The sequence below is a fragment of the Synechococcus sp. Cruz CV12-2-Slac-r genome (assembly GCF_024346075.1).
Lineage (GTDB): Bacteria > Cyanobacteriota > Cyanobacteriia > PCC-6307 > Cyanobiaceae > Synechococcus_D.
On sequence record NZ_JAGQEK010000133.1, the window covers coordinates 1 to 4265 of the forward strand.

Annotated in this window: 2 protein-coding genes and 1 pseudogene; 2 read left to right on the forward strand and 1 reads right to left on the reverse strand. The window is 55.4% G+C overall.

The features are described 5' to 3' along the window. Positions 1–2393, reverse strand: a 2393-nt coding sequence (locus tag KB557_RS09245) for an alpha-mannosidase (protein ID WP_255133517.1), incomplete at its 3' end; no start/stop codon positions are given. A gap of 79 nt (positions 2394–2472) precedes the next feature. On the opposite strand from KB557_RS09245, the gene KB557_RS09250 reads away from it, so the two are divergent. Together KB557_RS09250 and KB557_RS09255 are read left to right on the forward strand one after the other, a co-directional pair. Further along, the gene (locus KB557_RS09250; RefSeq protein WP_010312075.1) at positions 2473–2592 is read left to right on the forward strand and encodes a photosystem II reaction center protein I; all 120 of its coding nucleotides are present in this window, start codon (positions 2473–2475) and stop codon (positions 2590–2592) included. Positions 2593–2641: 49 nt separating this feature from the next. Then, positions 2642–4265 (forward strand): annotated as a pseudogene (locus KB557_RS09255) (DUF3769 domain-containing protein); the annotation flags it as partial.

The window sequence follows — 4265 nt, forward strand, 5'->3', positions numbered from 1 at the left end:
TGGCTTTGCAGGCATAGTTCCAGCACTTCGCTGCCCGCCTGCAGCCTCAGCAGCAGCTGAATTGGGCTTTGGCCGCAATTGCCGCGCCAACGCCACTGGCTGCTGAGTGGCCCGTTTTCAATTAATTCTGGGCCGCTACTCCAGCTAAACGGCAGTGGGTTTTCTCGATAATCAGCCGCTAAATCCCAGGCATCCCAGAATTCACCGCGATCGCTATAGCGGCGCCATTGCAATGGTTCTTTTAGTAGCGCTGGCCCCCAGGCGCACCCTTGATAGCCCTGCAGCTGTTCCACCCCTTGGGGCCCCAGCAGCACTTTTACGCAGCTGTTTTGCAAAATCCAGCGCCCTTCCCCCAACTCTTGCGCGTACACCGGCTGTTGAACTGCCAATGCCTTTTGGCCTAGGGGTTTTTGCAGCAGTTGTTGCAGTTCCACCCCAGCAGCAAATGGCAGTTGCAACCAGCAACCACCAGCTTTTGCTGCCTGGCTTAGCAGGGGCCCCTGTGGCCCCCACCAGCTGTAGCCGGCCTCTGGCTTAGGCATTTTTAAAACCCGATTACCAGCTTTTGCTGGCAGTAGTTGCCCCACCCACCATTGCTTTGCAAAGCCCGCACCTAATGCCACCAAACGGCCTAAGGCCTGATCGCGTCTTTGGCGGCTAGCGCGGCGTGCGCTGCACCATTGCCTTTCCGCCTGTTCAAATACCGCCGGAATTGAGGTGCCGGGCAAAATGTCGTGAAATTGTTGAAACAGCAAACAGCGCCATTCCTTTTGGCCGGCAGTGTGAATTGGTTCAGAGTGAAATGGTTCAGTGTGAATTGGTGCTTTAGCTGGATTGCTTGCTGGAGCGAGCGCTTCTGCTACATCTGCTTCCCGCAGTAGGCGCTCAAGGCTGCGGTTGTGTCTTTTTTGATCCGGGCGGCTGGTGGCACAGGCGCGATGTAATTCCAGATAAAGCTCATCTCGCCACACCGGCAGCTGCGAAGCCAGCGGTTCAAGTTTTGCCAGATAGCTGCGCATAGTGCCGAATTGATGCCCCGCCGCCAGCGGTTGGCCTTGCCATAGGGCCAGTTGATCCAGCATTTCCCGGCTGGGGCCGCCGCCATGATCGCCCACCCCAGGCAGCCATAAGGCTTCAGTTGCGCCAGTGGCTTTCTGCCATTCACGGCTGTAGTTGGCCATTGCTAGAGGATCAGCGTCGCTGCCGATCGCTGCACTCATCAAGGTTAAAACGCTGCTGCCGCTTGGATGTTGCCAGCGAAATAAGCGATGGGGGAAAGGGTTAGTGGCATTCCAAAACAACTTATGGGTAAGAAACCAACTCACCCCGGTGGCAGCACATACAGCAGGTAAGCCAGCGCTAAAACCAAAGCTGTCTGGCAACCAGGCCAGGTTGTGCTCCCATTCGGGAAAGGTTTTGCGGCTATAGGCCTGGCCTTCACTGAACTGCCGCAGCAAGGAGCTCGATCCCAGCAAGGTGCAATCGCTTTCCACCCAGGGGCCATTGAGCGGTTCCCAGCGGCCTGCCTGCATCAACTCCCTGATCTGGCAAAACAACAGAGGCCGGTGCAGCTCTAACCAGTGATACAAAGCTGGGGTGGAATGGCCAAAACAAAGCTGTGGGTGGCTTTTCATTAAGCCCAGCACCGATTCAAATGTGCGCACTGCCGCCTGCCAGGTGTCTGCCACCGGCCATAACCAGGCCAAATCGAGATGGGCATGGCTTAGTAGTTGCAGCGCTGCTGGTTTTGGCAGCTGGGCTAGTTGCTGTTGCAATAACGCTTGATTAAAACGGCATGGTTTTTGCGCTAATGCGGCCTCTAAATCCTGGCGTTGCGGCGGCGAAAGGATTTGTTCTAGGTGGCTTAAATCCTGTTGCAGCAAGCGTAGTTGGCTAAGCAGCAGCAGGCCGCTGCCATCGGCGTGGCTATCGGGTTCCCGCTCCAGCCGCGCCAGGATTAGCCCCCCCTCATCGTGGCTGGGGCTGCGTAATTCCAATTCCAAGTTGAGCGGCGCCCCGTGCCAAAAACGTTGCGGCAATAGCCAGCGGCAGGCGCTATCGAACAGATCCCCCTGCACCACGGTTTCGCCATCCACCTTCAAAGCTGCAGCTTCTGCCCACCAGCGCAGCGCTAAACGCACCTGCCCTTGGGGTTTTTCCTCAAGCCAGGCCGGCGGACATCGCAAGCAATATTTCAATTTCAAAAGTTGGCCGCCCCTGGGCCAAATCACCAATCCACGCGCCTCCCAATCAGCGCGATGCTTTTGCCCCCAAGGGTGATGCTGGCCTGGGCTGCCATCTTCCCGGCGCCAAAAGGGCAGTAGATCCAACTCCCTCAAGGGGGCAAACGTTTCAATCCACCCCTGAACTAACGCTTCTAGGCCTTTTTCCATCCGCAGCTGCCCGTATGGCCCATAGGATGACTCAGCCGCTTCGGGTGCGGCACCAATCCCTGTCCTTTCCGGCTGGACCATGCTCGCCCTCAAGATTTCTGTTTATTCGGTTGTTTTCTTCTTTATCGGCATCTTTGTGTTTGGTTTTCTGGCTAGCGATCCCAGCCGGACACCCAGCAGAAAGGACCTAGAAGAATGAATTGGCCAGCTTGGCGTGGCAAGATCGCCACCCCTGAAGCTATCCAGGATTGAGGCAGCGCTTAACCGCCCACAACCTGGTGCCCGCAGCCATAGCAATGCTGCTAAGCGTTGGCAACGCTTCGGTTTCGCACGCCCAGGAAGCAGCTCGCCCCCAACTTGCGCCCCAAAAGCAACTGGCACCGCTTGAGCTGGAGCTCAAGGCTGATCAGCAGGGTTACGACGCGCAATTGCAGCGATTTGTAGCCACCGGCAATGTGGTGGCAGTGCTTGCAGGCGGCAGGCTTCAGGCTGATCGCCTCGAATACGACACCAACAGCCGGGTGCTATGGGCCCGTGGATCTGTAATTTTTCAACGCGGTAATCAATACATTCAAGCCAGCGAGATTCGCTACAACCTGCTTCAGGGGGAAGGGGAACTAGAAAATGTTTATGGGGTGATTGATCTACTCACAAATCAATTAGATCTCGATCCCGATGGCCCCCTGCAAGGCAGCCCAGAAGCAGTGGCAGCGGAATTAAAACAAAGGCGTGAATTGCAGCTAAATCCCCCTAAGCCTGGGGTGCAGGTGTCGCCTGTGAGTGTGGCGCCACTTCCAGCGCCGGAGGCGCTTTCCTGCCCCCCAAATCTGCCACCGCTTGTGAGTAGGCATCCATTCCCATGGGCGATTACCGCTTGGGGCGGCCAGATGACCGATGCCACCTTTGGCGAAACTTTTACAGTGAGCGGTAGCCCAAGGCCTGAATACTTAGGGGGGATTGGTTTTAATCGCAAGCTGCTTGATGCCGATCCATTTGATCTTGAACTAGACGGCAATTTGTTTTTTCATACAGGCGATAGCAGCAACAACCTGCGCTATCGCAAAGGGGTGCCAGAAGATCAAAGAGAATTTGCCTTTATTAATAATCAACAATTTTGGGAGGTAACTTTTGGTATTGGTTTGCGTTGGTGGATTCAGCCTTGGCTAAGCCTTGGTGTGGTGGAAGGGGTGAGTTTTAACTCCACCCTTAGTAATTACGAAAAAGTTTCCTGGCTTAATTCATCGCAATTTCTCAATTATCTAGCGGTGGAATTAGGTGTTGAGCTAAACCCGCAATGGTCGATGGTGGGGCGTATTCACCACCGTTCTGGTGCCTACGGCACCTATGGCGGTGTTTATGAAGGTAGTAATGGTTATTTATTGGGGGCCCGCTACCGCTTTGGTTCACCCGCTACAAAACGGGCCCAGCTGGAAAATCCACCCCCTTTGGGTTGCCCAGATCCCGATCGCGCCAGCCGCCAACCGCTGTTGCCCCTGGATGAACAGTTGGAGGCGGTGGCATTTGATGGCCCCAGCGCTCAAGCAGCACCGGCGCCAATTCCAGAGCGGCAAGCATCCAAATTGAGCCCAGCTCAACAATTAGCCCAAAGACGCGCAGCAATTGCCGATTTAGATCAAAGGGTGCGAGATGTGCAGCCCCGTCTTGGCCTCACCGTTGATCGCAGTTTTGGCAAAAATGAGTTCAATTCCCTCACTGGCACTGAAACCGCCTACGGCCCGGCCACACCAGCCCAATTGCAACAAATTCAAAATAAAAAAAACCAAAAATTAATTAGCGGCTCTGTTACCCATTGGCGTTTTCAAGCTCCCCAGGTGCGGCTTACCCCTGAAGGTTGGACGGCCCCCAGGGCAA

Coding starts and splice junctions, on each gene's coding strand:
- KB557_RS09250 (WP_010312075.1), top strand. CDS start 2,473: ATGCTCGCCCTCAAGATTTCTGTTTATTCGGTTGTTTTCTTCTTTATC.